The following is a 25,973-nucleotide window of genomic DNA, read 5'->3' as shown; positions in this document are numbered from 1 at the left end:
GTCAGTCGCGCCGGCTGCGCCGACGACGGAACTCCCCGCCTTCGCCACCCTCTTCGCCGCCGGCGGGGGCGTCGCCCTCGCCCTCGGCCGCGGCCGCGGCGCGCGGGGCACGGTCGCCCCGGTCCCGGCGCGGGCCACGGTCACCGCCACGGTCGCCGCGGGGCTCGCGGGCCGGGCGCTCGCCGCCCTCGGCCGGCGCGGCCGCCGCGACCTCGCCCTCGGCCAGGACCTTGTCGAGGTAGATCTTGCCGCGGTTGTCGATGTCCGCGATCTGCACCTCGACCTTGTCGCCGACGTTGAGGAAGTCCTCGACCTTGTCGACCCGCTTGCCGTTGCCCACCTTGGAGATGTGCAGCAGGCCGTCGCGGCCGGGCAGCAGCGAGATGAACGCGCCGAACGCGGCCGTCTTCACCACCGTGCCCAGGAACTTGTCGCCGACCTTCGGCATCGTCGGGTTGGCGATCGCGTTGATCCGCTCCACCGCGGCCTCGGCCGACGGGCCGTCGGTCGCGCCGACGTAGATCGTGCCGTCGTCCTCGATGCTGATCTCGGCGCCGGTCTCGTCCTGGATCGCGTTGATGGTCTGGCCCTTGGGGCCGATCACCATGCCGATCTTGTCGACGGGGATGCGGACCGTGGTGACCCGCGGCGCGTACTGGCTCATGCCGGCCGGCGACTCGATCGCCTCGGCCATCACGTCGAGGATGACGTGCCGCGCGTCGTGGGCCTGCTGCAGGGCGCCGGCCAGCACGTCCGACGGGATGCCGTCGAGCTTGGTGTCCAGCTGCAGCGCGGTCACGAACTCCCGCGTGCCGGCGACCTTGAAGTCCATGTCACCGAACGCGTCCTCGGCGCCGAGGATGTCGGTCAGCGTCACGTACTGCGTCTTGCCGTCGACCTCGTCGGAGATCAGGCCCATCGCGATGCCGGCGACGGGGGCCTTCAGCGGCACGCCGGCCGACAGCAGGGCCATCGTCGAGGCGCACACCGAGCCCATGCTCGTCGAGCCGTTGGAGCCCAGCGCCTCCGACACCTGCCGGATCGCGTACGGGAACTCCTCGCGGGTCGGCAGCACGGGGATGAGGGCCCGCTCGGCCAGGGCGCCGTGGCCGATCTCGCGGCGCTTCGGGGCGCCCACGCGGCCGGTCTCGCCCGTGCTGTACGGCGGGAAGTTGTAGTTGTGCATGTAGCGCTTGGACTTCTCGGGCGCCAGCGTGTCCAGCGTCTGCTCCATGCGCAGCATGTTCAGCGTGGTCACGCCCAGGATCTGGGTCTCGCCCCGCTCGAACAGCGCCGAGCCGTGCACCCGGGGCAGGACCTGCACCTCGGCGGTCAGCGGCCGGATGTCACGCGGGCCGCGCCCGTCGATGCGGACCTGCTCGCGCAGCACGCGGGCCCGGACCTCGTTCTTGGTCAGCGACCGCAGCGCGGCGCCGATCTCCTTCTCGCGCCCCTCGAGCTGGCCGCCGACGCGCTCGAACGCGGCCTCCTTGATCCGGTCGAGGGCCTCCTCGCGCTCCGCCTTGGCGGCGATGCGCAGGGCCTCGGCGACCTCGTCCTTCACCGCGCCGGCGACGGCCTCGTAGGCGTCGGGCTGGTAGTCGAGGAAGACCGGGAACTCCTGGACCGGCTTGGCGGCCACCTCGGCCAGCTCGGCCTGGGCCCGGCACAGCTCGCGGATCGCGGGCTTGGAGGCCTCCAGGCCGCCGGCCACGACCTCCTCGGTCGGCGCGGGCGCGCCGCCGGCGACCAGGGCCACCGTGTGCTCGGTCGCCTCGGCCTCGACCATCATGATGGCCACGTCGCCGTCGGGCAGGACCCGGCCGGCCACGACCATGTCGAAGGTGGCCCGGGTGAGCTCCTCGACGGTCGGGAACGCCACCCACTGCCCGTCGACGTGGGCCATGCGGGTCGCCCCGATCGGGCCGGAGAACGGCAGGCCCGACAGCTTGGTCGACAACGAGGCGGCGTTGATGGCCACGACGTCGTACGGGTGGGCCGGGTCGAGGGCGAGGACCGTCTCGACGACCTGGACCTCGTTGCGCAGGCCCTTGACGAAGCTCGGGCGCAGCGGCCGGTCGATGAGCCGGCAGGTGAGGATCGCGTCCTCGCTGGGCCGGCCCTCGCGGCGGAAGAACGAGCCGGGGATGCGCCCGGCCGCGTACATGCGCTCCTCGACGTCGACCGTCAGCGGGAAGAAGTCGAACTGGTCCTTGGGCTGCTTGCCGGCGGTCGTCGCGGAGAGGACCACGGTCTCGCCGAGCTGGGCGAGCGCGGAGCCCGCCGCCTGGCGCGCCAGCCGCCCGGTGGAGAAGGTGATCTCCCGGGTGCCGAACGATCCGTTGTCGATGACCGCGGTGCTGCTGTGGTTACCGAGAGTACTCTGCTCGGTCATGTTGTTGAACTGCTCCCTTTGGGTTGTGGTTCGCCCTAGGCGGAGCTGTCTGCGGCCGGTCTTCGATCGAAGCTCACGGGGTTGTGGGGTCGCTGTGGGACCCTCCCGGAAGCCACTACCGGAGACCGGTGCGCCGACCCGCTCGGCGGGGCGCTGCCATTCCAGTGTGTCACTACTCGACGGGGGAGCGGCGCATTGTCGCCACTCCCCCGTCGGTGCGTCGTTATCGCCGCAGGCCGAGCCGCTCGATCAGCGAGCGGTAGCGGGCGATGTCGCTGCGCTGCAGGTAGTTCAGCAGACGGCGGCGACGGCCGACCAGCAGCAGCAGGCCGCGCCGGCTGTGGTGGTCGTGCTTGTGCTGCTTGAGGTGTTCGGTGAGGTCCGCGATCCGCTTCGTCAGCATCGCGACCTGGACCTCCGGCGAACCGGTGTCACCCTCGGCGGTCGCGTACTTCGACATGATCTCGGTCTTCTGCGCAGAATCGAGCGCCATGTTCTCCCTTTACCGTGGATTCGTCGGCCGGCTCCCGCGGCGTCGTGCAGGCAGCCTGACCCCCGCCGGTCACCCGGCGTCAACGTAAGGCTAACAGACCGCCGGGCTCACCCGCGCATCGGACCGCTGCGCAGCACCTCCCGGGCCTGCGCGACGTCCTCGGCGATCTGCGCGATCAGGGGCTCGATCGCCTGGTAGGTGCGCTGCTCGCGCAGCCGCCCGGCGAAGTCCAGGCTCACCCGTTCGCCGTACAGGTCACCCTCGAAATCGAGCACGAACGCCTCCACGCGGCGCTCCCGGCCGGAGAACGTCGGGTTGGTCCCGATCGACACGGCCGCCTGGTGGGCGGTCCCGGTCCGCTCCCGGTTGAGCCGCGCGGCGTAGATGCCGTCGGCCGGCACCGCGGCGTTGGCCGGCACCAGCAGGTTCGCGGTCGGGAAGCCCAGTTCCCGGCCGCGCTGGTCGCCGCGCACGACCACGCCCTCGACCCGGTGGGGCCGCCCGAGCGCGCGCGCCGCCGCCACGACGTCCCCCGCGTCGACGCAGCTTCGGATGTACGTCGAGGAGAACACCGTCCCCTCGTCCGCCACCAGCGTGGCGCCTTCGACGCCGAAGCCGAAGGTCCGCCCGAGCTTGCGCAGCAGCTCCACGTCGCCGGCCTGCTTGTGGCCGAACCGGAAGTTCTCCCCGACCACGATGAGCGTGGTGTGCAGGTGCTCGACCAGCGCGTCGTGCACGAACTCCTCGGGCGAGAGCCGGGAGAACTCGGCGGTGAACGGGATCACGCACAGCACGTCGACGCCCAGCGCCTCGATCAGCTCCGCCTTGCGCCCCGGCTCCGTCAGCACGGCCGGGTGCGACCCGGGCCGCACCACCTCGGCCGGATGGGGGTCGAACGTGACGACCACCGACTGGACACCCAGCTCGCCGGCCCGCTTCACGGCGTGCCCGATGATCTGCTGGTGTCCACGGTGGACACCGTCGAACACGCCGATCGTCGCGACCGCGCGGCCCCAGCCACCGGGCACCGCTTGCGTTCCCCGCCACCGCTGCATGCCCAGAGCCTACTTTTGCTACGGCACCAGCACGATCTCAGGGCGCGCTTTGCCCTCCCGCTCGCTCACGACCGCGAGCACGGTGCCGTCCGGAGCGAACACCGCGTACGGCCCCTCGATCCCGACCGGTGCCAGCGGCCCGCCGTGCGAGAGCGTCCGCGCCTCCTCCTCGGTGGCGTCCCGGCGCGCGAAGCACCGCGCGGCCGCGTCCGGCAGCGGCATCGTCACCGGGTCCGGCCGCTGCGCGAGCTCCTCCAGCGGCACCGCCTCGGCCAGGGTGAACGCCCCGACCGCGGTGCGCCGCAGCGCCGTCAGGTGCCCGCCGACCCCGAGCGCGGCGCCCAGGTCGCGCGCGAGGGCGCGGATGTACGTCCCCGACGAGCAGGCCACGTCCACGTCCAGGTCGATGTGCGCGCCCACGCGCCGGGTCGCCAGCACATCCAGCCGGGACACGGTGACCGGCCGCGCGTCGAGCGTGACCTCCTCGCCGGAGCGCACCCGGTGGTACGACCGCACACCGTTGACCTTGATGGCCGACACCGCGCTGGGCACCTGCATGATGTCCCCGCGCAGCGGCTCCAGCCCCTTGGCGATCGCCTCGTCGCTCACGCCGGCCGCGTCCGCGCGCGCCACCACCTCGCCCTCGGCGTCGTCGGTGACGGTGGCCTCGCCGAGCCGGATCGTCGCGGTGTACTCCTTGGTGCTGCCGATCACGTACGTCAGCAGCCGCGTCGCCTTCTCCACCCCGACGATCAGCACGCCGGTCGCCATCGGGTCGAGCGTGCCGCCGTGCCCGACGCGGCGCGTCCGCGCGAGGCGGCGCATCCGCGACACCACGTCGTGCGAGGTCATGCCGCCGGGCTTGTCGACGACGACGAGGCCGCCCTGGGTCGCCGCCTTCTGTGCCATGCGCGCCACCCTAACGGTTGCGCCCGGGCGGTCCGCGCTCACCGCACGGCGCCCGCTACGGCCCACCACGGTTGCGCCCGGGCGGTCCGCGCTCACCGCACGGCGCCCTCCGCGGCCTGCCGCGGTTGCGTCCGGCCGGTCGGCGCTCACCGCACGGCGCCCGCCACGGCCCACCACGGTTGCGCCCGGCGGTCCGCGCTCACCGCACGGCGCCCGCCACGGCCCACCGCGGTTGCGCCCGGCGGTCCGCGCTCACCGCACGGCGCCCGCTACGGCCCATCCTTCTCCCGAGAGGCGGTACAGCAGGCCGGCCAGGCGCAGCGCGATGAACAGCGTCAGCGCGGCCCACACGCCGCGCAGGCCGTAGTCGAGCAGGTAGGCCAGCCAGATGCCGGGCAGGAAGCCGCCGAGGGCGCTGACCAGCGTCAGGTTGCGCAGGTACCGCACGTCGCCCGCGCCCAGGAAGACCCCGTCCAGGGCGAAGACGACGCCGGCGGCGGGCATCATCGCCACGAAGAACCACCAGGCGTGGCGGGCCTCGGCGTACACCTGCGCGTCCGCGCCGAACCACGGGCGCACGGCGAGCAGGGCCGCGGCCACCAGCGCCGCGAACGCCACCCCCGCCACGAGCCCGGCGACGGTGACGCGGCGGGCCAGGTCACGGGCCTCCGCCACGCGCTCGCCCCCGAGCGCGGCCCCGACCAGCGACTGCGCGGCGATCGCGAGCGCGTCCAGCGCCAGGGCGGTGAAGAAGAACAGCTGGATGGCGATCTGGTGCGCGGCGAGCGCGGCCTCGCCGAAGCGCGCCGCGACCGCGGACGCGGACAGGAAGCAGGCCTGGAACGCCGCCCCGCGCAGCAGCAGGTCGCGCCCGAGCGTGACCTGCCGCCAGATGACCTCGAGCCGGGGCCGCAGCGGCACCCGCTCGGTGGCCAGCGCCCGCACGAACAGCATGCCGACGACGCTCTGCGCGGCCACGTTCGCCACGGCGGACCCGGTGAGCCCCAGGCCGGCCGGGTACACCAGCACCGGGCACAGCGCGGCGGAGAGCCCGTTGGCGGCGAGCACGAAGTACAGCGGGCGGCGGGTGTCCTGCACCCCACGCATCCACCCGTTGCCGGCCGTGCCGAGCATGAGCCCGGGCGCGCCGAGCGCGGCGATGCGCAGCCAGCCCTCGGCATTGGATGCGACGTCGCCGGCCCCGCCCGCGAGGGCGCGGGTGAGCGGCCCGGCCGCGGCCTCCAGGACGAGCAGGATGACCAGGCCGCCGGCGAGGGCCAGCCAGGACGCCTGGACGCCCTCCTCGACCGCCTCCGCGCGCTGGCCGGCGCCGAAGCGGCGGGCCGCGCGGCCGGTGGTCCCGTACGCGAGGACGGTGCCCAGCCACACGGCGAACGACATGACCGAGCCGCCGATGGCCAGACCGGCGAGCTGCGCCCGCCCGAGGTGGCCGACGACGGCGGTGTCGACGAGGACGTAGAGGGGTTCGGCGGCGAGCACCACGAGCGCCGGGACCGCCAGCACGGCGACCCGGCGCATCGTCGAAGTCTGATCGACCGTCACGCGGTCATAGTAAGGCCCGCTGCGCTCAACGGCAGTTACCAAGCAAATGTTCCGGCACAACCTCCGGGAAACCGTGACGTCGTTGCGGGGGCGTCCCGGCTTCCCGGAGCTTGTGTCGACTCGCTGGGCCGGTCAGCCCCGGCGGTCCATCGACATCTGCAGGGCCGCGCGGGCGCGCTCGCGGGTGTCGGTGGCCGGCTCCTGCGGCTTCGGCTGGGGCTTCGGCTGGTCAGCCATGATGTTGGTCTCCTTTGCTGGATGGTGCTGGTGGTGTGTGCGCGCTCGGTCGCGCCGGGGTCACCGGTGGACACGCACAACGCACGGCAAGGAGACCGACGTGGGTGATGTCAGCCTGATTACACGTGTTGTGGCGCACAAGGTCCTCGCTTCCGGCGGCATGGTCGATCGGCCGTTCCCCGCCACCGGGTTCCCGCGCTCAGGTGCGGGCGTCCCAGGGCGGGCAGCGAAGAATTCGTACTGTGCGCATGCCGACTAAGTTATCGTTCAGTTCCAGCATGTGCGACGATATCCCGGAATCTGGAACGGCGTGTCGCACTCCCGTCAGATCGAAATCGCAGCTCAGCGCGCCAGGAAGTGCCAGCCGAGCCACCACCAGAAGCCGAACATGGCGATCCGCCCGACGGGCAGCGGCCCCACCCGGTACCGCATGACGGCCGCGCACACGTCCCCGAGGCCGGGCACCCGCGACCCCTCCCGGCGCGACGCGACCTCGACCGCGGCGAAGAGCCCGAGCGCGACCGTGAACAACGCGGCGACGAGCACCTGCCCGGCGCTCACCGGCGCACCATCGCCCAGAAGGCCCACAGCCAGCCGAAGTACGCGGCCGCGCGGGCCCAGTAGTGCTCCAGCACGGGATCGGCCAGGCGGGACAGCGTCGGATACGCCGACGTCCCGTTCAGGAACGTCGCCCCCTCCACCAGCCCGAAGAGCAGCACCGGCAGCAGCCACCAGGCCGCACCGCGGGGCAGCCGCGCGGGCGCGGGCCGCCGCGGCACCGCGGCCGACACGCCGAGCCAGAACAGCGCGCCCCCGGCCCCGAGCACGAGCAGGTTCGCGCGGAGGCTGAAGGAGGGCAGCGCCCCGCCGACGAGCGACACCAGCGCGAAGACGGGCGTGAGCACGACCGGCCGGGCCCAGACCCGGTCGACCTCGGCAGCCAGCTCGGGGCGGTCCATGTATCGATTGTCACCGCCGCTGAAGCCCTCCGGCCAGCCGCCGTCACCCGGATATTCCCCTGGGGTTAACCCTGACCGGCCTGGCCCCGGGCGGCCGGCGAGGGCAGCAGCGCGCGGATGCGCTCCAGGACCTCCGCGACCGTGCCGGTGGCGCCGAACCCGGCGGCGAAGCGGTGCCCGCCGCCCCCGAGCGCCACGGCGACCGCGGCCACGTCGGTCGCGCCCTTGCTGCGCAGCGACACGGACCACTCCCCCGCGCGCACGGGCTTGACCACGCAGGCCACGTCGGCCTCGGCGACGCACCGCACGGTGTCGATGAGCGCCTCGACCGCCGACGGCGGCTGGGCGTGCTCGGCGAGGTCGTCCATCGTGAGGTACGTCCAGGCCAGCCCCAGCCCGCCCGCGCCCTCGCGTTCGAGCACGGTGCGCTCCAGGGCGACGCCGAAGAGCCGGACGGCGCCGAACGGCCGGGTGTCGAAGAGTCGGCGGGAGATCTCGCCCACCGGGATGCCGGTCGCGATGAGCCGCGCGGCGAGCCCGTGCACGGCGGGCGTGGTGGAGGCGAACTTGAAGGAGCCGGTGTCGGTGGCCAGCGCCACATAGAGGCACTCGGCGATCTCGGGATCCAGCGGTACGCCGAGCCGCCGCAACAACCCGTCGGACAGCACCGACGTCGCGGCGGCCGTGGGGTCGACGAGGTTGATGGCCCCGAAGCCGGGGTTCGACGCGTGGTGGTCGAGGACGATGCCCACCGGCGCGGCCCGCAGGCGGCCGGCGAGACCGCCGAGCCGCTCGATGCTCGCCACGTCGAAGACCAGCATCGCGTCGGGCGCCGGGTCGGCGTCCTCCTCCGCGACGAGCAGTCCGGCGCCCGGCAGCGAGTCGAACGGCTCGGGCAGCCGCAGCGGGCCCGGGAACGTCGCCGCGAGGTGCCCGATGCCGAGCTCGCCCGCGATCCGGCGCAGGCCCAGCGCCACGCCGAGCATGCTGCCGAGCGCGTCGCCGTCGGGATTGACGTGGCACGCCAGCAGCACCCGGGCCCCGGACGGCAGGCCGCGCAGTGCCGCCACCGCCGCCGCCCACTCCGACTCGTCCGGCCGCGCCTCGCCGGCGCCCGTCACAGCCGCCACTCCAGTCTCAGCACCCGGCCCGGCGGCCGTCACAGCCGCTGCTCCGGTCTCAGCATCCGGCCCGCCGGGCGTCACAGCCCCTGCTGCGGCACCGGCCTCAACGCCCGGCCCGGCGGCCGTCACAGCCCCTGCTGCGGCACCGGCCTCAACGCCCGGCCCGGCGGCCGTCACAGCCCCTGCTGCGGCACCGGCCTCAACGCCCGGCCCGGCGGCCGATCCGGCCGCCGGCAAAGCATCTGCACCGGCCTCAACGCCCGGGACGGGCGGCGCGTCCGGACCGCCAGCCCGCGCGGCGCCCGGGCCTGTGGCCGGGGCGCCGAGCGGGGTGGCGGGAGTGGCAGCGGAGCCCGCGCCCGGTACGTGGCCAGGCGCGAGCCCGGTCACCGCCGGTCCTGGCCGACGACCACCTCGTCGTCGGCGCCGCCGACTCCAAGGTCGTCCGCGTCGTCCTCGTCGTCCACCTTGTACGGCTGGGAATCGCCCGCGTAGTGCGCGCCGGCGGCGAGGCGCTGGACCTCGGCGTCGGCGCTGCGGGCACTGGCCAGCAGTTCGTCGATGTGCTTGGCGTGCTCGGACACGTCGTCGTGCACGAACGTGAGACTCGGCGAGTGACGCAGGCCCAGCGCCTTGCCCACGGTGGAGCGCAGCAGACCCTTGGCGCTCTCCAGGGCGGCCGCGGTGCCGGCCTGGGCCGCCGCGTCGCCGAGGACCGTGTAGAACACGGTGGCCTCGCGCAGGTCGGCGGTGATCCGTGCGTCGGTGATCGTGATCATGCCGAGCCGGGGGTCCTTGATCTGCGTCCGTACCACCGATGCGACCAGTTCGCGCACGCGCTCCGCGTGCCGCCGCACCTTCGCCGGATCCGTCATCTCGAACACCTCCGCAGCCAAACGGCCCGCCGGGCGGCCTCCCGGCCGGCCCGTGAACCTGATGATCTGACCAACGCCTTGACAGTACCCGCGCGCCGCCCGTGGGGCCGCGCCGAGAAGCCAGGATTACTCGTCGTCGCCGCCGTGCAACCGGCGGCGCACGGAGAGCAGCTCGAACTCCGGGCGGCCGGCTACGGCACGCTCGCAAGTGTCGAGCACTTCGCGCACGTGGGCCGCCTCGGCGGCCACGACGGCGATACCGACCTCGGTCCGGCCCGTCAGGTCGAGGGCCCCGACCTCGGCGACGGAGACCTCGAACTTGCGCAGGTAGGCGATCAGAGGCCGGACGTACGAACGCTTGGCCTTGAGCGATCGCGAGTCATCTGGCAGGAGAAGGTCGAAGACCGCGGTACCGGTATACACGGCGCAAGATCCTATCCCCCAGCCTGGCGGATCCGCCGCCCGTTTTTTCGCTCGCCCGCTTGACCGGAATGTCGGATGCGTCCGGTCTCTGCCGGGAAGGGCGGAGCACCTACAGGGCGTCGGCGAGCACCCGCGGCCGGGCGACGATCATCGGCTCCGGCTCCACCGGCAGGGCGGCGGCCCCGGCGGCCGGCAGCGGCCCTCGACGGCGCCGTTGCACCGCCCCCGCGCTCCCACCCCGCCCGCGGTACACGTACAGGGAATCCGGCGCGACGGCGTCCAGCGCCGCCACGACCGCGGGCAGCTGCCGGAAGCGCTGCCAGTCCTCGGCGTCGGCGAAGCCGATCTCGAAGACCATCCCGAAGTCCTCAGAGCGCCACGACCAGTCGCCGGCGCCATGGGTGACCGCGGCCTCGATGAGTGGGGCGCTGTAAGCGTCGCGCCACGCGCGGGCCGGGTACTCCCCGTCGCGCACCTCGATCGACCACCACGAAAGCTCCATGATGTGACCGACGTTACGCCGGTGGCCCTGGAGCTTCGAGGAGTGCCGTATGCCAAAAGGGGCCGCGGACAAGGTCCGCGGCCCCCAGAGGTCGATACGCGTCAGGTACGCGGCTTCTCGCGCAGCTCCCACGTCTCGATGACGTCACCGACCTGGATGTCGTTGTACGACCCGAGCGTGATACCGCACTCGAAGCCCTCGCGGACCTCGGTCGCGTCGTCCTTGAAGCGGCGCAGGCCGGCGATCGACAGGTTGTCGGACACCACCGCACCGTCGCGGATCAGGCGCGCCTTGCTGTTGCGCCGGATCAGGCCGGTACGGACGATGCAACCCGCGATGTTGCCGAAGCGCGACGAGCGGAAGACCTCGCGGATCTCCGCCTGGCCGAGCTCGACCTCCTCGTAGACCGGCTTGAGCAGGCCCTTGAGGGACGACTCGATGTCCTCGATGGCCTGGTAGATGACGGTGTAGTACCGGATCTCCACGCCCTCGCGGTCGGCCAGGTCGCGCGTGCGGCCCTCGGCCCGCACGTTGAACCCGATGATGATCGCGTCGGAGGCGCTGGCCAGGTTGACGTCGTCCTGCGTGACGGCACCCACACCGCGGTGGATGATCCGCAGCTGGACCTCGTCGGACACGACGATCTTGACCAGCGCGTCCTCGAGCGCCTCGACCGAGCCCGAGCCGTCACCCTTGAGGATGAGGTTGAGCGTGGTCTTCTCGCCCTGCTTGAGCTGGTCGAACAGCGTCTCCAGGGTGACCCGGCCGGTGCGCGCCGCCATCTCGGCCGCGCGGCGGCGGGCCTGCCGCTGCTCGGCGATCTGACGCGCGGTGCGGTCGTCGTCGGCGGCGAGGAACGTGTCGCCGGCGCCGGGCACCGAGGTCAGGCCGAGCACGAGGACCGGACGGGCCGGACCCGCGTGCGGCACGGGCTTGCCGTTCTCGTCGAGCATCGCGCGGACGCGGCCGTAGGCCCGCCCGGCGACGATCGAGTCACCGACGTTGAGCGTGCCCTTCTCCACCAGGACGGTGGCGACCGGGCCGCGGCCGCGGTCGAGGTGCGACTCGATCGCGATGCCCTGGGCCGGGCCGTCGACGGGCGCGCGCAGGTCGAGCGCGGCGTCGGCGGTGAGCAGGACCGCCTCGAGGAGACCCTCGATGTTGATCCGGCTCTTGGCCGAGATGTCGACGAACATCGTCTCGCCGCCGTACTCCTCGGCGACCAGGCCGTACTGCGTCAGCTCCTGACGCACCTTGGCCGGGTTGGCCTCCGGCTTGTCGATCTTGTTCACCGCGACCACGATCGGCACCTCGGCCGCCTGGGCGTGGTTGAGCGCCTCGATCGTCTGGGGCATCACGCCGTCGTCGGCCGCGACCACCAGGACCACGATGTCCGTGGCCTGGGCACCACGGGCACGCATGGCGGTGAACGCCTCGTGACCCGGGGTGTCGATGAAGGTGATCGCGCGGTCCTCGCCATCGTGGTCGACGCGGACCTGGTAGGCACCGATGTGCTGGGTGATGCCGCCGGCCTCGCCCGCCGCGACGTTCGTCGAGCGGATCGCGTCGAGCAGCTTCGTCTTACCGTGGTCGACGTGACCCATGACGGTCACGACCGGCGGCCGGATGACCAGGCGCTCCTCGTCGACCTCGGCGTCGAGGTCGATGTCGAAGCGGGCCAGCAGCTCGCGGTCCTCGTCCTCGGGGCTGACGATCTGCACGTCGAAGCCGAGGTGCTCGCCGAGCAGCTGCAGCGTCTCGTTGGTGCACGACTGGGTGGCCGTCACCATCTCGCCCAGGTTGAACATCTCCTGGACGAGCGAGCCCGGGTTCGCGTTGATCCGGTCGGCGAAGTCCGACAGCGACGCACCCTGCGGCAGGCGGATCGTCTGACCCTGCCCGCGCGGGGCGCCCGAGCCCATGGTGGGCGCGGAGAGGTTGTCGAACTCCTGTCTGCGCTGCTTCTTGGACTTGCGGCCACGGGTCGGCCGGCCACCCGGACGCCCGAAGGCACCCGCGGCGCCGCCGCCACGGCCGCGACCGCCCGCGCCGCCGCCCGGGCGACCGGCACCGCCGGTGCCCGCCGGGGCACCGGCGCCACCGCCACCGGGGCCGCCACGGAAGCCGCCGCCACCGCCGCCGCCCCCACCGGGACCGCCACGGAAGCCACCGCCACCGCCGCCGCCCCCACCGGGACCGCCACGGAAGCCACCGCCACCGCCGCCGCCCGGACCACCGGGACGGCCGGCGCCACCGCCACCGGGGCCGCCACGGAAGCCGCCACCGCCGCCGCCCGGACGGGCCGGACGGTCACCGCCGGGGCCGCCGGGACGACCGGGCCGCTGGCTCGGCATCTGCGACGGGTTGGGCCGGGGGCCGCCCATCGAGGCCGGGTTGGGCCGCGGGGGCATGGAGGACGGGTTGGGCCGCGGGATGTTGCCCGGCGACGGCGGGCGCGGGGTAGCGCCGCCGGAGACGCCGAACGGGTTGTTGCCCGGGGACCGGGCCGGGGGACGCGCGCCACCCGGGCGCGGACCCTGACCGGGACGCGGACCGCCCGGAGCCGGCGTGCCGGCCGAGGACGGACCAGGCGCCGGGCCCGGACGCGGGCCGGGCGTGGGCGCGGACGAAGCGCCGCCGCTGGGCGGCTGCGGCGTGTCGCGCCGGGTGTTCTCACGCTGACGGGCCTGCTGGGCGGCCTTGAGGGTCGCCTCCTGCTCAGCCTTCAGCGCGGCGGCACGCTGCTCGGCCGCCGCCACCTCGATGTCGTGTGCGCTCGTCGGACGAACCGCGGGCGGCTGCGGGCGCGGCGGACCGGGCACGGGGCCACGGCCGCCCCCGCCTCCGGAACCGCTCTGTCCGCCGCTGGCCTGCGGCTGGGGTCGCTTCGGCGGCGCAAAGGGCTTGGCTGCCGGCGTCGGGCGCGGGGCCGACGGCACGGGGGCCGACGACGGAGCCGACGGGGCCGGCGCAGGAGGTGCGGAGGGCGCCGAAGCGGATCCCCCACCGTTTTCGAAGCTCGCACGCAGCCGGCGCGCCACTGGCGCCTCGACCGTGCTGGATGCGGACTTCACGTACTCGCCAAGCTCCTGCAGCTTCGCGAGCACGGTCTTGCTTTCGACCCCGAGCTCTTTCGCCAGCTCGTGTACGCGGGCCTTGCCTGCCACTACACTCCTCACCTCGAGGCCGGGCGGCAAGTTCCGCTCCGACCTCACTCGTGCACTTGAAGCCTGGTCATCTCAGGGACTTCATCGTGTGCTCATGTCCGTCGTCCTACCTTGCGTGTCCGGGTGGGGCGTCGCGCTCCCACCACCGGCGGTTCCGGTCACTGCGTATGCTCCGGCTCCGTCACCGCCGCCGAGGCGACGGCTTCGGCCAGCGGACCGGCGTCGAAGACCCCGGTGAGGCGCAGAGCACGCCCGAAGGCGCGCCGACGCTCCGCTAGCGCGAGGCAAGCCGGATCAGGATGCAGGTGCGCTCCCCGACCCGGCCGTCTGCGAGCCGGATCGGGCACCGCCCTGAACTGGCCAGGGGCTGACTCGATCGCGACAAATCGCAGCAACTCGGAGGATGACGCACGCTTCCGGCATCCGATACATGTGCGAACCGGCGTAGCCGGAATCGCGGGCATGCCAGCCGGGGGCGTGCGACGTACCGTCAAGAAGTCTACCCTGCACTTTCGGCGCGCGCCGCGCCCGGTCCGGTGACGTGATCGACGTTGCTGTCCGCAGCGTTGTCCGGTCTGATATCGATCCGCCATCCGGTGAGCCGCGCGGCGAGCCGTGCGTTCTGGCCCTCTCTGCCGATGGCCAGGGAAAGTTGGAAGTCCGGGACGGTCACCCGGGCGGCCCGGTTGGCCGCGTCGACGACCTCGACGTTGAGCGCTTTCGCGGGAGAAAGGGCATTTCCGACAAACTGCGCCGGGTCTTCCGACCAGTCGATAATGTCGATCTTCTCACCGTGCAGCTCGCTCATGACGGCCCGCACCCGCTGGCCCATCGGGCCGATGCAGGCCCCCTTCGCGTTCACCCCGGCGACGGTCGAACGTACCGCGATCTTCGTCCGGTGTCCGGCCTCGCGGGCGATCGCGGCGATCTCAACGGTCCCGTCGGCGATCTCCGGCACCTCGAGCGCGAAGAGCCGCTTCACCAGGTTCGGGTGGGAGCGCGACAGCGTGACCTGCGGACCGCGGAAGCCCTTGGCCACGTGCACCACGATGGCCTTGATCCGCTGGCCGTGCTCGTAGCGCTCGCCCGGGACCTGCTCGGCGGCCGGCAGCATGCCCTCGATCTTGCCGAGGTCGATGGTGACGATGCCCTTCTCGGCCCGCGCCTCGTGCGCCTGGATCACGCCGGTGACCAGGTCGCCGTCGCGGCCGACGTACTCGCCGAAGTGCGCCTCGTCGGTCGCCTCGCGCAGCCGCTGCAGGATGACCTGCTTGGCCGTCATCGCCGCGATCCGGCCGAAGTCGTGCGGGGTGTCGTCGTACTCGCGCACGATGGCCCCGTCCTCGTCGAGGTCCTGCGCGAGCACGGACGCCGCGCCGGTGCGCCGGTCGATCTCGACCCGGGCGTGCGGGTTGGCCCCGTCGGTGTGCCGGTAGGCGGTCAGCAACGCGGTCTCGATCGCCGCGAGGATGGTCTCGAACGGGATCTCGCGCTCGCGCTCCAGGGCGCGGAGGGCCGCAAGGTCGATGTTCATTCCCCGTCCTCCCCTTCCTCGTCGTCGTCTTCTTCGTCGATGTCTTCATCTTCGGGGTCGGGCAGTTCGGCAAGGCGCTTGAGCTCGACCTGGACCCTGCCCGGGCCGAGGTCGGCGTAGGGGTGGGTCTGCCGGTCGCCGTCCACGTCGAGGGTCACCCCGGCGTCGTCGGCGGCGAGCACCCGCCCGGTCAGCTCCTGCCCGGCCGCGTTCACCTTGACCAGCCGGGTGCGGTTGCGCCGCCAGTGTCGCGGGAGCGTGAGCGGGCGCTCCACCCCCGGCGAGCCGACCTCCAGCTCGTACTCGCCCGCGATCAGCTCGTCGCCGCCCGCCTCGGCCGCGTCGAGCGCGGACGAGATGCCACGGGACAGCTCGGCCACCGCGTCCAGATCCACCCCAGCGTCGCTGTCGACCGCGATGCGCAGCAGGTGCCGCCGCCCGACGCGGGAGACGGTGAGATCCTCGAGGTCGTATCCGCCGGCCGCGACGACCGGCTCGACCACCGCGAGGAGGCGCTGTCGATGCTGCTGCGCCATTGATCGACACCCCTCCTTCTGGCACCCGCTCGGGCGCACGCCTCAACGCCGCCTGCGTCTGCACGCGCGGGCGGCTCGTGCAGAGCGTAACGCGACGCGACTCGGAACGTCTCAGCGGCGCTCCGAACGCCACCCGGCCGCGCGCCCCCGCACGCCCGCGCCCCACGTCACCCCCGGAATCCGGACCCGAAAGCGACAGCCCACGCCGCCGCCGGGCAGCCGAAAACGAGAGCCGCGCCGCCGCCGGGCAGCCGAAGGCAGCCCCAACGCCGCCGCCAGGAAGCCGAAGGCAGGCCCTACGCCGCCGCCAGGAAGCCGGATGCACGCCGCGCATCGTCGGCGGCGGAGGCCGCGATCAACGCCCGGCCGCGGGCCCGCGACGGCCCCCGCGCGAGCCCGCCAGGAAGCACCACCCGCGGAACCACCCCGGACGCGGTGCCGCACAAATCGCCTGGATGGTGTTCACTAGGCGGCGTGCTGATCCACCGACGCGCCTTCCTCGCCGCCGCCGTGGCGGCCTCGGCCGGCTCGGTGGCGGCCTGCGACCCGCTCGGCACGAAGCCCGCCGCGCAGCCGAGCCAGGCTCCCGACGTACTGCTGCCGCTCTTGCATCGCACGGTGGCGCTTCGCGACCGGTATGCCGAGGTCCTCACCGCCTTCCCGGCCCTGCAGGACCGCCTCGGCCCGCTGAAGGACGACCACGACCAGCACGTCGTCGCGCTGGCCCGCGAGATCGGCGTGCCCGAGAAGGGGCCCTTCCCGGCGGCGTCGGAGTCGGCCGACCCCAGTGCCGCCGCGTCCGCGCCCGTGCCGACGGAGCAGAGCGCGGCGCTGTCCGACCTCGCCGCCCGCGAGAAGACCGCCCGCCAGGACGCGGAGACCGCCTGCCTGGCCGCGCCGTCCTACCGCGCCGCGCTGCTGGGCTCCATCGCCGCCTGCCGGGCCGGCCACCAGGAGGTGCTGCGGTGACCCCCGCCGACGAACGGCTCGTGGCCGCGCTGCAGGCCGAGCACGCCGCCATCTACGGCTACGGGGTGCTCGGCCCCAGGCTCGACGCCGCGGCGGCCGCCCTGGCCCACGACGCCGACAACGCCCACCGCACCCGCCGCGACGCGCTCACCGTCCGGCTGGCCGGGGCCGGGGTCAGCCCGCCGCCGACCGCCGCGTCGTACCAGCTGCCGTACGCCGTCACCGACCGCGCCTCCGCGCTGAAGCTCGCGGCGCTGCTGGAGGACCGCACGGCGGCCCAGTGGCGCCTGGCCCTGCCGGCCACCGACGGCGACGTGCGCAAGGTGGCGCTCGACGCCCTCGTCGACTGCACAACGCGCGGCGTGGGCTTCCGCAAGGCCGCCGGAACCACCCCGCTGGTTCCGGCATTCCCGGGCAAACCCGAGTAGAACTCCGAGGACTCCCGAAGTCGTGCCACTGCTCCGCCGCGTCCCCCCGCCGGGGAGTCGGGCAGGCGACGATCGTTGCATCACGCCACGAGCGTCAAGACGAGAGGAGGACCCGATCATGCGCCGCACCGCGTGGGCCGGTCCGACGATGCAGCCGCGTCGTTGAGGAAATGCTGCATCGTTCAACGACAAACGCCGTCTCGTGAGCCTGCCGTCTCGGGGAACACCTGCCCCCGGGGCGGCACAGGCCGCGAGACCTATGCCGCCACCCCGATGAGATGACCGATGAGATAGGTAGCCCCGGCCGCCGCCGCTCCCAGCAGCAGCTGCCGGGCCCCCGAACTCCACCAGGGGCGCCGGGTGAAGCGGGCGACGAGCGCGCCCGCCACGAACAGCCCCACCCCGCCCGCTCCCAGCGCCACCGGCAGCGACGCCGCGCCCAGCAGGTACGGCAGCAGCGGGACGAAGGCCCCCAGCGAGAAGCAGATGAACGAGGAGATCGCCGCCGTCCACGGTGACGGCACGTCGGCCGGGTCGACACCCAGCTCCTCCTGCGCGTGCACGCGCACGGCCGCGTCGGGATTGCGCCCCAGGATCGTGGCCACCTCGAGCGCCAGGTCGGCCGGCACGCCGCGGTCCTGCCAGATGCGCGCCAGTTCGGCGGCCTCTGCCTCGGGGTACCGCTGCAGCTCCTGACGCTCCTTGAGCACCTCGGCCGCGACCTGCTCGTTCTGCGCGCGGACACTGGTGAACTCGCCCAGCCCCATGGAGATCGCGCCGGCCACCAGCCCGGCCGAGCCCGTGAGCACGATGTCGCGCGTGGCCACCCCGCCCCCGCCGACCCCGGCGATCAGCGCGATGTTGGTGACCAGCCCGTCCATGGCCCCGAAGACCGCGGCCCGCAGCCATCCGCCCGAGACGTCGGAGTGATGGTGCGCGTCGTCCGCCGCCGGGTGGCTCACGCCGCCGCCTCCGCTTCGCTCAGCTCCAGAACGCTCACGGCAGCGTCAGGATCTCGTACCCGTCCTCCGTCACGAGGATCGTGTGCTCGAACTGCGCGGTCCATTTGCGGTCCTTGGTGACGACGGTCCAGCCGTCCTTCCACATGTCGTACTCGTGCGTCCCCAGCGTGATCATCGGCTCGATGGTGAACGTCATGCCGGGCTCCATGATCGTGGTGAGCCGCGGGTTGTCGTAGTGCGGCACGTAGAGCCCGGTGTGGAAGACCTCGTTGATGCCGTGCCCGGTGAAGTCGCGCACCACGCCGTAGTGGAAGCGCTTGGCGTACGCCTCGATCACCCGGCCGATCGCGTTCAGCGGGCGCCCGGGCGCGACCGCGCGGATGCCGCGCATCATCGCCTCGCGGGTCCGCTCGACCAGCAGCCGGTCCTCCTCGGCGACGTCGCCGACGCAGAACGTCTGGTTGGTGTCGCCGTGCACCCCGCCGATGAACGCGGTCACGTCGACGTTGAGGATGTCGCCGTCCTCGATCACGGTCGAGTCCGGGATGCCGTGGCAGATGACCTCGTTGAGCGAGGTGCAGCACGACTTCGGGAAGCTCTTGTAACCCAGCGTCGACGGGTACGCCCCGTGGTCGCACAGGAACTCGTGCACCACGCGGTCGACCTCGTCGGTGGTGACCCCGGGCTGGGCGTGCTCCCCCGCCAGCACGGTCGCCTGCGCGGCCAGCTTCCCGGCGACGCGCATCTTCTCGATGATCTCCGGCGGCTGCACGTCCGATCCGCGATGCTTGGCGGGCGCGCGCTTGCCGACGTACTCGGGTCGCACGATATTGGCGGGAACCTGCCGCCAGGGAGTCTGCGTGCCGGGGGCGAGCGGGGCGCGAACCTTCATGGCCCGAAGCCTAACGCGCATCAACTCCAGGCTGTCCGGGTAACCACCCAGGCATGATCGATGACGACCGCATCCGCGAACGTGCCCAGCTGCTGCCGGAGGAGCGCACCGCCGGCAGCGACGACCCGAAGGCCCAGGCCGAGGCCGTACTGCAGGACTCCGACGACCGCGAGGACTACCGCGAGAACGCGCCTGACCTGCGCATCGAGCACCGCACGGGCGACGAGGCCGCCTCCTAGCGCGCGGCCAGCAGCGCCCTCACGGCCGAGGCCGGCGCGTCCTCGCGGCCGAAGGCCAGCCCGGTTATGGGCGTGTGGCTACATTGTCCCGGCGGGCGCGGGCGGCCGCCACGAAGGCCTCGAACAGGCGGAAGTCCGTCGTGTCCTCCGGGTGCCACTGCACGCCGACCGTGAATGTCTTCGACGGGTCCTCGACGACCTCGATGAGGTCGTCCTCCGGGCACCAGCCGGTCGGCACGAGCCGGCCCGGGTCGGCGCAGCCCTGGTGGTGGAACGAGTTGACGATCACCGCCTCGCCCAGCACCGCCGCCGCGCGGGAGCCCCGGGCCAGCCGCACCGGGTGCTCGCCGAACTTCGGCCCGCTCACCGGCCGGTGGTTGTGGTGGCCGAGCACGTCGGGCAGGTGCTGGTGCAGCCGGCCGCCGTAGGCGACGCACATGAGCTGCATGCCCCGGCAGATGCCGAACAGCGGCAGGTCGGCGGCGAGCGCCGCCTGCATGAGCAGCAGCTCGGCGGCGTCGCGCTCGGGCTTGACCTTGGTCGTGGCGTGCGGGGGCTCGCCGTAGAGGTCGGGGTTCACGTCGGAGCCGCCGGTGAACATGATCCCGTCGAGGCCGTCGAGCACGTCGATGTCGGGGTCGTCCGGGGTGACGAGGACCGCCCGGCCGCCCGAGGCGTGCACCGCGTGCACGTAGGAGAGCGGCAGGACTGCGGAGAAGGTGTCGTTGAGGCCGAAGCGGGTTTCCTCGGCGTACGTGGTCAGGCCGATGACCGGTCGCGACATGACCTCAACTTAGACCCATCGGGCTGAGGTTGTGCAGGATGCCCAGGGCCCGCTCCTCGGCCGCGACCGGGTCCACGTCCTCGCCGACCACCAGCGGATCCCAGTTCAGGTCGTAGAAGACCTCGGTGACGCCCTGGGTGCCGAGCCACGCGACGTCCTCGCGGATCTTCTCCCAGGACCCGTCGAGCAGGCCCCGCTCGGGCCGGAAGAGCACGCCGCGGCACACGATGCGCAACTCGTCCGGGTCGCGCCCGGCCTTCTCCGCGCCCGCGCGCACCAGCGCCACGTCCTTGTGGATCTGGGTCAGGTCGTGCGCGCTGCGGCTGATCCAGCCGTCGGCGATCTCCCCGGCCCGGCGCAGCGCGGCCGGCACGGAGCCGCCGAGCAGGATGGGCACGCCGCCCGGCTGCACCGGCCGGGGCGCCATGCGGCTGGGCGGCACCGTGTAGAGCTCGCCGCCGAACTCGCTCACCTCGTCGCGGAAGAGGGTGCGCAGCGCGGCGACGTACTCGCGCGACCGCGCGGCCCGCTTGCCGCCCTGGGCGCCGGTGGCCGCGAACTCGGCCTCCGACCAGCCGGTGCCCAGACCCAGGTCGATCCGCCCGCCGCTGAGCACGTCCAGCGTGGCGACCTGCTTGGCGACGTACGCGGGCGAGACGAAGGGCAGATTGAGCACCGCCACCCCGAGCCGGATGCGCTCGGTCAGGGCGGCGGCGTAGCCCAGCGCCACCAGCGGGTCCAGCACGCTGCGATACACGGGCTCGAGCTGCTGGTCGGCCCCGACGAGGAGCCGCTGGAAGCTCCAGAGGGAGTCGTACCCCTCCCGTTCGGCCGCCACCGCGACCCGCCCGAGCGGGCCTGGCGTGGCCCACGTGCCCGACACCGGCAGTCCGAACCCGATCCGCATACTCCGAACCTAGTTCAGATCGCGGCGACGAGCGCGGCGAAGGGCCGCACATCGCCGGCCTCCTCGGGGTGCCACTGCACCCCGAGGACGAAGCGCCGCCCGGGGTCCTCGACCGCCTCGACGACCTCGTCGTCGGCCCAGCCGGTCACCGCGAGGGTGCCGGGCTTCTCGACCGCCTGGTGGTGGTACGAGTTCACCTCGGCGACCGGCCCGAACACGGCCTCGGCCCGGGAGCCGGGCGCGAAGCGGGCCGGGTGGGCGCCGTACACCCCGGGGGCCGGCTGATGCCGCTCGCTGCCCAGCAGGTCCGGCAGGTGCTGGGTCAGGGAGCCGCCGTAGGCCACGGCGAGCAGCTCCATGCCCCGGCACACGCCGAGGATCGGCAGGTCGGCCTCCAGCGCCGCGGCGAGCACGGCCAGCTCGCCCGCGTCGCGGTCGGGCCGGGTCTTCGTGGCCGGGTGCGCGGCCGCGCCGTAGCGGGACGGCTCGATGTCGGCCCCACCGGCCAGCACGAGGCCGTCGAGCCGGGCGACCAGGCCGGCCGCGTCCGCGGGGCCGCCGAGGTCGTCCGCGGGCAGCACGACCGGGCGCGCCCCGGCCGCCTGCACCATCCGCACGTAGGCCTCCGGGATCAGCACCGCGCGGGTGTCCCAGACGCCCCACCGGGCCGGCTCCGCGTAGGCGGTGATCCCGACGAGCGGCCGCGCGCTCACAGCGGCGTGACGTAGGCGCCGGTGATGCCGCCGTCGACGAGGAACGTCGAGGCGGTGATGAACGACGCGTCGTCGCTGGCCAGGAACGCGACCGCGCCCGCGATCTCCTCCGGGGTGCCGAAGCGGCCCATCGGCACGTGCACGAGGCGGCGCTGGGCCCGCTCCGGGTCCTTGGCGAAGAGCTCCATGAGCAGCGGGGTGGCGATCGGGCCGGGGCACAGCGCGTTGACCCGCACCCCCTGCCGGGCGAACTGCACGCCGAGCTCGCGGGTCATGGACAGCACGGCGCCCTTGGAGGCGGTGTAGGCGATCTGCGAGGTCGCCGCGCCCATGAGGGCCACGAAGCTGGCCGTGTTGATGATGGAGCCCTTGCCCTGGGCGAGCATGTGCGGGATGGCGTACTTGCAGCAGAAGTACACGCTGGTGCTGTTGACCTTCAGCACGCGCTCCCACGCCTCGAGGCCGGTGTCGAGGATGGAGTCGTCGTCGGGCGGGGAGATGCCGGCGTTGTTGAACGCGATGTCCAGCCGCCCGTAGCGCTCGGCGACGCCGTCGAAGAGGGCTTTGACCGCGGCCTCGTCGGCCACGTCGGCGGCGACGAACTCGCCGCCCACCTCCTCGGCGGCGGCCTTGCCGGCGTCCTCGTTGAGGTCGACCGCGACCACCTTGGCGCCCTCGGACGCGAAGCGCCGCGCGGTCGCGAGGCCGATGCCGCTGCCGGCGCCGGTGATGACCGCGACGCGGTCCTGCAGACGTTGCACCTAAACCTCCGTGCTGAAGAAGACGTTCTTGACTTCGCTGAACGCGGTGAGCGCGTCCGGGCCGAGCTCGCGGCCGAGACCGCTCTGCTTGACCCCGCCGAACGGGGTCCAGTAGCGCACCGAGGAGTGCGAGTTGACGCTGAGGTTGCCCGACTCCACGCCGCGGGCGACGCGGATGCCGCGGCCCAGGTCGCGGGTCCAGATCGAGCCGGACAGTCCGTACTCCGTGTCGTTGGCCAGCCGGATCACCTCGTCCTCGTCGTCGAAGCGCAGCACCGACAGGACGGGGCCGAAGATCTCCTCGCGCCAGTGCCGGTCCTGGGTGGAGCGGGCGGTGAGCACGGTCGGGGCCATCCAGTAGCCGGGGCCGTCGGGGGCGGTGCCGCGGAAGGCGATCGCGTCGTCGGAGACGAAGGAGCGCACCGTGTCGCGCTGGCCGGCCGAGATGAGCGGGCCCATCTGGGCGCTGTCCAGGGCCGGGTCCTCGCACCGGAACGCCTTGACCGACTCCTCCAGCAGCCCCATGAACTCGTCGTAGACGCTCGCCTGCACGAGCAGCCGCGACCGCGCGCAGCAGTCCTGGCCGGCGTTGTCGAAGACGGATCCGGGCGCGGACGCGGCCGCCTTGGCGAGGTCCGCGTCGGCGAAGACGATGTTGGCGCTCTTGCCGCCCAGCTCCAGGGTCACCCGCTTCACCTGCTCGGCGCAGCCGGCCATGATGCGCTTGCCGACCTCGGTGGAGCCGGTGAAGCAGACCTTGCGCACGAGCGGGTGGGTGACGAAGCGCTGACCCACGACGGAGCCCTTGCCCGGCAGTACCGTGAACACGCCCTCCGGCAGCCCGGCCTCCAGGGCCAGCTCGCCGAGCCGGATCGCGGTCAGCGGGGTGAGCTCGGCCGGCTTGAGCACCACGGTGTTGCCGGCCGCGAGGGCGGGCGCGAAGCCCCAGCCGGCGATCGGCATGGGGAAGTTCCAGGGCACGATGACCCCGACCACGCCGAGCGGCTCGTAGAAGGTGACGTCGAGCCCGCCGGCGACGGGGATCTGGCGGCCACTGAGCCGCTCGGGCGCGCCGGCGTAGAAGTTCAGCACGTCGCGGACGTTGCCGGCCTCCCAGCGGGCGTTGCCGATGGTGTGCCCGGCGTTGCGCACCTCGAGCTGGGCCAGCTCCTCGTTGTGCGCGTCGACCACGGCGGCGAAGCGGCGCAGCAGCCGCGCGCGGTCGCCGGGCGCGACCGCGCGCCAGGTGGCGAACGCGGCATGGGCGCGCTCGATCGCGGCGTCGGTCTCCTCCTCGGTCAGCGACGGAACCGTCGCGACGACCTCCTCGGTGACCGGCGAGATGACGTCGTGCATGGAGAACCTTCCTAGAGACGCTCGAAGCCGCGGGTCAGCTCCCAGTCGGTAACCGCCGCGTCAAACGCTGCCAGCTCGATGCGGGCCATGTTGGCGTAATGCGCGACGACGTCCTCGCCGAACGCCTCCCGCGCGGCCGCGCTGCCCTCCCACAGCTGCAGCGCCTCGCGCAGCGTGGCCGGCACCCGCGGGGCGGCGGCGTCCTCGTAGGCGTTGCCGGTGTACACGTCCTCCAGCGCCAGTCCCTCGCGGATGCCGTGCAGCGCGCCCGCGGCCATGGCGGCGATGGCCAGGTACGGGTTCACGTCGGCCCCCGGCACCCGGTTCTCGACCCGCATGGACGGGCCATGCCCGACGAGGCGCAGCGCGCAGGTGCGGTTGTCCACGCCCCAGCGCACCGCGGTTGGGGCGAACGAGCCGGCCTGGAAGCGCTTGTACGAGTTGATGTTCGGCGCGTAGAAGAGGGTGAACTCGCGCATCGTGGCCAGGATGCCGGCCATGGCGGAGGCGAACACCGGCGACAGGTGGTGCGGCCCGTCCCCGGCCACGGCCGGGCGTCCGTCCGCGACCGAGCGCAGCGAGAAGTGGATGTGGCAGGAGTTACCTTCGCGGGCGTTGGGCTTGGCCATGAAGGTGATGGAGACGCCCTCCTGCGCGGCGATCTCCTTCGCGCCGTTCTTGTACAGCACGTGCCCGTCGGCGTTGGCCAGCGCGGCGTCGTACCGGAACGCGATCTCGAGCTGGCCGAGGTTGCACTCGCCCTTGGCGCTCTCCGGCACGAGCCCGGCGCCGGCCATCTCGTTGCGGATCCGGCGCAGCAGCGGCTCCACGCGCGCGGTCTGCAGCAGCGAGTAGTCGGAGTTGAACAGAGTCACGGGGGTCAGGTCGCGGTACCCCCGCCGGAACGCGTCCTCGTAGGAGTCCCGGAACGCGATGAACTCGAGCTCGGTGCCCGTGTAGGCGGTGAACCCGGCGCCCCCGAGCGCGCCCAGCTGGGCCTGCAGGATCTGGCGGGGCGACGCGGTGACCGAGCCGCCGGACAGCAGCCGCAGGTCGGCGAGGACCAGCGCGGTGCCGGGGTGCCACGGGATTCGGCGCAGGGTGGCGAAGTCGGGGATCATCGCGAAGTCCCCGTAGCCGCCGGCCCAGGAGGACATCGCGTAGCCGTCCACCGTGTTCATGTCCACGTCGACGGCGAGCAGGTAGTTGCAGCCCTCGGTGCCGTGCGCGACGACGTCGGCCAGGAAGTGCGCGGCGTGGAAGCGCTTGCCCTGTAGCCGTCCCTGCATGTCGGTGACGGCCACGATGACGGTGTCGATCTCGCCCTCGTCAACGGCGATGCGCAGCTGTTCCACGGTCAACATCTGACGTCCCGTCCCCTAAAGGTCTGGAAAGAAACCATAAGCTCATCCGAGCAGGCCGCGCAACAGGGCCGCGGTGGCGTCGCAGTGCTGCTCCATCTCGCTGCGCGCCACGTGCGGGTCGCCGGCCAGGATCGCCTCGACCACGCGCTCGTGCTGGGCGTCGGAGTGGTCGAGGTTGCGCCGCAGCACCGGGATCGCCGCGAGGAGGCGGTCCAGGCGCAGCTGTACGTCGGCGATCGCGGCCGCCACCGACGTGGACCCGCCGGCCGCGGCGATCGCCAGGTGCAGCCGCGAGTCGTTGACCCGCCGGGTGAGCGGGTCACGCGTCCGCGCGGCGGCCAGGCACGCGACCAGGTGCGCGCGGTCGGGCGCGGCCAGCGCGCGGGTCGCGGCCAGCGCGGCCGCGCCCGGCTCCAGCACCCGCCGGAAGTCCAGCGCGTCGTGCAGCGCGTCGCCCATCTCCCGGGCCAGCTCCGCGGCGTCGCGGGCCGGCTCGGCCGCGGTGGGCTCCCCGTTGGCCCGGACCACGAACGTGCCGCCGGAGCGGCCCCGGCGCGACTCCAGGAACCCGGCCTCGCGCAGGGCGGCGATCGCCTCCCGCAGCGTGACCCGGCTGACCTGGAGCCGCTCCGCCAGCTCGCGCTCGGGCGGGAGTCGCTCACCTACCGGCACCAGCCCGAGCCGGATCGCCTGGGCCAGCCGGGCGACGGTGATCTCGAAGGCGTTGCCGCCCCGGACCGGCCGCCACATCGGCACGCCCGACAGGGGCTCCGCAGCCACCGGCATCCGACCTCCCCGCGACGGTCCCGGGCCGGCACGCGACCGC

Annotated in this window: 27 protein-coding genes; 3 read left to right on the top strand and 24 right to left on the bottom strand. The window is 73.3% G+C overall.

The genetic code is table 11. From position 1 onward, the window contains the following. Position 1: 1 nt before the first annotated feature. The 15 genes from ABD352_RS44565 to rimP form a co-directional block, all read right to left on the bottom strand. Entirely contained in the window at positions 2–2,395 is a 2,394-nt protein-coding gene (locus tag ABD352_RS44565; protein WP_344618655.1) for a polyribonucleotide nucleotidyltransferase, read from the bottom strand. A 223-nt stretch (positions 2,396–2,618) separates the two neighbouring features. Further along, a complete protein-coding gene (rpsO, locus tag ABD352_RS44560; RefSeq protein WP_344618654.1) occupies positions 2,619–2,888 on the bottom strand; it encodes a 30S ribosomal protein S15 in 270 nt (89 codons plus the stop codon). A 107-nt stretch (positions 2,889–2,995) separates the two neighbouring features. Further along, positions 2,996–3,943: a bifunctional riboflavin kinase/FAD synthetase gene (locus tag ABD352_RS44555; RefSeq protein WP_344618653.1), complete on the bottom strand. Its 948-nt coding sequence runs from the start codon at positions 3,941–3,943 to the stop codon at positions 2,996–2,998. Between the two features lie 18 nt (positions 3,944–3,961). Continuing rightward, positions 3,962–4,852, bottom strand: coding sequence for a tRNA pseudouridine(55) synthase TruB (gene truB / locus ABD352_RS44550; protein WP_344618652.1), 891 nt, complete (start codon positions 4,850–4,852; stop codon positions 3,962–3,964). A 252-nt stretch (positions 4,853–5,104) separates the two neighbouring features. Then, the gene (locus ABD352_RS44545; protein WP_344618826.1) at positions 5,105–6,391 is read right to left on the bottom strand and encodes an MATE family efflux transporter; all 1,287 of its coding nucleotides are present in this window, start codon (positions 6,389–6,391) and stop codon (positions 5,105–5,107) included. A gap of 603 nt (positions 6,392–6,994) precedes the next feature. Continuing rightward, the gene (locus ABD352_RS44540; RefSeq protein WP_344618825.1) at positions 6,995–7,198 is read right to left on the bottom strand and encodes a DUF6186 family protein; all 204 of its coding nucleotides are present in this window, start codon (positions 7,196–7,198) and stop codon (positions 6,995–6,997) included. A gap of 11 nt (positions 7,199–7,209) precedes the next feature. After that, on the bottom strand, positions 7,210–7,611 hold the full coding sequence (locus tag ABD352_RS44535) for a hypothetical protein (RefSeq protein WP_344618651.1): 402 nt from the start codon (positions 7,609–7,611) through the stop codon (positions 7,210–7,212). A gap of 65 nt (positions 7,612–7,676) precedes the next feature. Next, positions 7,677–8,741: a DHH family phosphoesterase gene (locus ABD352_RS44530; protein ID WP_344618650.1), complete on the bottom strand. Its 1,065-nt coding sequence runs from the start codon at positions 8,739–8,741 to the stop codon at positions 7,677–7,679. Positions 8,742–9,121: 380 nt separating this feature from the next. Further along, on the bottom strand, positions 9,122–9,610 hold the full coding sequence (gene rbfA / locus ABD352_RS44525) for a 30S ribosome-binding factor RbfA (RefSeq protein ID WP_344618649.1): 489 nt from the start codon (positions 9,608–9,610) through the stop codon (positions 9,122–9,124). A gap of 126 nt (positions 9,611–9,736) precedes the next feature. Beyond that, positions 9,737–10,033, bottom strand: a complete 297-nt coding sequence (locus ABD352_RS44520) for a DUF503 domain-containing protein (protein WP_344618648.1) — start codon at positions 10,031–10,033, stop codon at positions 9,737–9,739. Between the two features lie 109 nt (positions 10,034–10,142). Next, positions 10,143–10,535: a hypothetical protein gene (locus ABD352_RS44515; protein WP_344618647.1), complete on the bottom strand. Its 393-nt coding sequence runs from the start codon at positions 10,533–10,535 to the stop codon at positions 10,143–10,145. A 101-nt stretch (positions 10,536–10,636) separates the two neighbouring features. After that, positions 10,637–13,702 (bottom strand): translation initiation factor IF-2, encoded by a 3,066-nt coding sequence (infB, locus tag ABD352_RS44510; protein WP_344618646.1) that lies wholly within the window; start codon positions 13,700–13,702, stop codon positions 10,637–10,639. Between the two features lie 158 nt (positions 13,703–13,860). Beyond that, on the bottom strand, positions 13,861–14,166 hold the full coding sequence (locus tag ABD352_RS44505) for a YlxR family protein (protein WP_425553918.1): 306 nt from the start codon (positions 14,164–14,166) through the stop codon (positions 13,861–13,863). A 35-nt stretch (positions 14,167–14,201) separates the two neighbouring features. Further along, a complete protein-coding gene (gene nusA, locus ABD352_RS44500) occupies positions 14,202–15,236 on the bottom strand; it encodes a transcription termination factor NusA (RefSeq protein WP_344618645.1) in 1,035 nt (344 codons plus the stop codon). Next, on the bottom strand, positions 15,233–15,772 hold the full coding sequence (gene rimP / locus ABD352_RS44495; protein ID WP_344618644.1) for a ribosome maturation factor RimP: 540 nt from the start codon (positions 15,770–15,772) through the stop codon (positions 15,233–15,235). The genes nusA and rimP overlap by 4 nt, the downstream gene beginning before the upstream one ends. Positions 15,773–16,246: 474 nt before the next feature. Here rimP and ABD352_RS44490 point away from each other — a divergent pair, with 474 nt between their 5' ends. Both ABD352_RS44490 and ABD352_RS44485 read left to right on the top strand, forming a co-directional pair. Beyond that, positions 16,247–16,741 (top strand): hypothetical protein, encoded by a 495-nt coding sequence (locus tag ABD352_RS44490; RefSeq protein ID WP_344618643.1) that lies wholly within the window; start codon positions 16,247–16,249, stop codon positions 16,739–16,741. Further along, positions 16,738–17,169, top strand: coding sequence for a ferritin-like domain-containing protein (locus ABD352_RS44485; protein WP_344618642.1), 432 nt, complete (start codon positions 16,738–16,740; stop codon positions 17,167–17,169). The genes ABD352_RS44490 and ABD352_RS44485 overlap by 4 nt, the downstream gene beginning before the upstream one ends. 257 nt (positions 17,170–17,426) lie before the next feature. On the opposite strand, the gene ABD352_RS44480 is transcribed toward ABD352_RS44485, so the two are convergent. Together ABD352_RS44480 and map are read right to left on the bottom strand one after the other, a co-directional pair. Next, positions 17,427–18,131, bottom strand: coding sequence for a VIT1/CCC1 transporter family protein (locus ABD352_RS44480; RefSeq protein ID WP_344618641.1), 705 nt, complete (start codon positions 18,129–18,131; stop codon positions 17,427–17,429). Positions 18,132–18,165: 34 nt separating this feature from the next. Then, complete coding sequence (gene map / locus ABD352_RS44475; RefSeq protein ID WP_344618640.1) at positions 18,166–19,023, bottom strand: type I methionyl aminopeptidase; 858 nt, start codon at positions 19,021–19,023, stop codon at positions 18,166–18,168. Positions 19,024–19,076: 53 nt separating this feature from the next. On the opposite strand from map, the gene ABD352_RS44470 reads away from it, so the two are divergent. Then, positions 19,077–19,262, top strand: a complete 186-nt coding sequence (locus ABD352_RS44470) for a hypothetical protein (RefSeq protein ID WP_344618639.1) — start codon at positions 19,077–19,079, stop codon at positions 19,260–19,262. A 64-nt stretch (positions 19,263–19,326) separates the two neighbouring features. On the opposite strand, the gene ABD352_RS44465 is transcribed toward ABD352_RS44470, so the two are convergent. The 7 genes from ABD352_RS44465 to ABD352_RS44435 are packed head-to-tail and all read right to left on the bottom strand — an operon-like array spanning position 19,327 to position 25,933. Continuing rightward, positions 19,327–20,046: a gamma-glutamyl-gamma-aminobutyrate hydrolase family protein gene (locus tag ABD352_RS44465; RefSeq protein ID WP_344618638.1), complete on the bottom strand. Its 720-nt coding sequence runs from the start codon at positions 20,044–20,046 to the stop codon at positions 19,327–19,329. A gap of 4 nt (positions 20,047–20,050) precedes the next feature. After that, positions 20,051–20,953, bottom strand: coding sequence for a TIGR03619 family F420-dependent LLM class oxidoreductase (locus tag ABD352_RS44460; protein ID WP_344618637.1), 903 nt, complete (start codon positions 20,951–20,953; stop codon positions 20,051–20,053). A gap of 14 nt (positions 20,954–20,967) precedes the next feature. Continuing rightward, positions 20,968–21,666 (bottom strand): gamma-glutamyl-gamma-aminobutyrate hydrolase family protein, encoded by a 699-nt coding sequence (locus ABD352_RS44455; protein ID WP_344618636.1) that lies wholly within the window; start codon positions 21,664–21,666, stop codon positions 20,968–20,970. Further along, positions 21,663–22,427, bottom strand: coding sequence for a 3-oxoacyl-ACP reductase (locus ABD352_RS44450; RefSeq protein WP_344618635.1), 765 nt, complete (start codon positions 22,425–22,427; stop codon positions 21,663–21,665). The genes ABD352_RS44455 and ABD352_RS44450 overlap by 4 nt, the downstream gene beginning before the upstream one ends. Further along, positions 22,428–23,783, bottom strand: a complete 1,356-nt coding sequence (locus tag ABD352_RS44445) for an aldehyde dehydrogenase family protein (protein WP_344618634.1) — start codon at positions 23,781–23,783, stop codon at positions 22,428–22,430. Positions 23,784–23,794: 11 nt separating this feature from the next. After that, positions 23,795–25,147, bottom strand: a complete 1,353-nt coding sequence (locus ABD352_RS44440) for a glutamine synthetase family protein (RefSeq protein ID WP_344618633.1) — start codon at positions 25,145–25,147, stop codon at positions 23,795–23,797. A gap of 42 nt (positions 25,148–25,189) precedes the next feature. Next, positions 25,190–25,933: a FadR/GntR family transcriptional regulator gene (locus tag ABD352_RS44435; protein WP_344618632.1), complete on the bottom strand. Its 744-nt coding sequence runs from the start codon at positions 25,931–25,933 to the stop codon at positions 25,190–25,192. Positions 25,934–25,973: the final 40 nt, after the last annotated feature.

The sequence above is a fragment of the Dactylosporangium salmoneum genome, assembly GCF_039532525.1.
Lineage (GTDB): Bacteria > Actinomycetota > Actinomycetes > Mycobacteriales > Micromonosporaceae > Dactylosporangium > Dactylosporangium salmoneum.
This window is presented reverse-complemented; position numbering and strand designations above follow the sequence as displayed.